Here is a 1,618-nt window from a genome sequence, read left to right on the forward strand (position 1 = left end):
GTGGCGGGGGAGCAGTTGAGTCGGCGTGGTTTGCCGGGGATGGCTCCGGAGTTGGCGGTGGCGGCGTTGCAGCGGGCGTTGGATGGTGATGAGGGTCAGGTGGTGGTGGCGGATGTGCGGTGGGATCGGTTTGTGCCGTCGTTCACGGCGTTGCGTCCGTCGCGTCTGTTCACCGACATCCCCGAGGCACAGGCGGCGATCGAGGCGGCGGCCCGAGCCGAGACCGGCCCCACCGACCGGGCCTCCGCACTGCGCGAGCGGCTCGCGGCCCTGACGCCGCCGGAGGTCGAGGCGTCCCTCCTGGACCTCGTACGCTCCCAGGTCGCCACGGTGCTCGGCCACGCCACCGTGGAGGCGGTGCGGCCGGACCGGGCGTTCCAGCGTCTCGGCTTCGACTCGCTCACCGCCGTCGAGCTGCGCAACCGGCTGACCGCCGAGACGGGCCTCGCGTTGCCCTCCACCCTGGTCTTCGACCACCCGACGCCGGCTGCCCTGGTCGCCTTCATCCGGGAGACCGTGCTCGGAGCATCGGGTAACGCGCCGGCCGACCGCAGGGTCGCCACCGTGGACGACGACCCGATCGTGATCGTCGGGATGGGCTGCCGCCTCCCGGGTGGCGTCGCGTCCCCGGAAGAACTGTGGCAACTGCTCTCCACGGGACGCGACGGCATCTCCGAGTTCCCCCTCGACCGGGGCTGGGACAGCTTCCTCAACAGCGGCCTGTCCGACACGTCCTTCGCCCGCAGGGGCGGCTTCGTCTACGACGCCGGTGAGTTCGACGCCGAGTTCTTCGGCATCTCACCACGCGAGGCCCTCGCCATGGACCCGCAGCAGCGGCTGCTGCTGGAAACGTCGTGGGAGGCCGTCGAATCGGCGGGCATCGACCCGACCAGCCTGCGGGGTGGCGCGGTCGGCGTCTTCGCCGGGGCCAGCTTCCAGGGGTACGCCAGCGGGTCGGTCGGTCGGGCCCAGGAGGTCGGCGGCCACCTGCTCACCGGCAACGCGACAAGCGTGTTGTCGGGCCGGGTGGCGTACTCGTTCGGGTTCGAGGGGCCGGCGGTGACGGTGGACACGGCGTGTTCGTCGTCGCTGGTCGCGTTGCACCTCGCGGCGCAGGCGCTGCGGTCCGGCGAGTGCGACCTCGCCCTGGCCGGCGGCGTCACCGTGATGGCCTCACCGGGCACCTTCGCCGAGTTCTCGATCCAGGGCGGCCTGTCCGCCGACGGCCGCTGCAAGTCGTTCTCGGACGCCGCGGACGGCACGGGCTGGTCCGAGGGCGTCGGCGTGCTGCTGGTGCAGCGCCTGTCGGACGCGCAACGCGACGGCCGCCGGATCCTGGCGGTGGTACGGGGCACGGCGGTGAATCAGGACGGCGCGTCGAACGGGTTGACGGCGCCGAACGGCCCCTCGCAGCAGCGGGTGATCCGGCAGGCCCTCGCGAGTGCGGGTCTGTCCACGGCCGACGTGGACGTGGTGGAGGCACACGGCACCGGTACGTCGTTGGGTGATCCGATTGAGGCTCAGGCGTTGTTGGCGACGTATGGGCAGGGTCGGGATGTGCCGTTGTTGTTGGGGTCGGTGAAGTCGAACATCGGTCACACGCAGGCGGCTGCGGGGG

At 71.8% G+C, this 1,618-nt stretch carries 1 protein-coding gene; it reads left to right on the top strand.

Annotated elements, in window-relative coordinates; all coding sequences use genetic code 11:
* On the top strand, nucleotides 1-1,618 hold a 1,618-nt coding region (locus tag F6X68_RS32545), incomplete at both ends, for a type I polyketide synthase (RefSeq protein ID WP_225852569.1).

The organism is Micromonospora sp. AMSO12t (assembly GCF_008806585.1).
Taxonomy (GTDB): Bacteria; Actinomycetota; Actinomycetes; order Mycobacteriales; family Micromonosporaceae; genus Micromonospora; species Micromonospora reichwaldensis.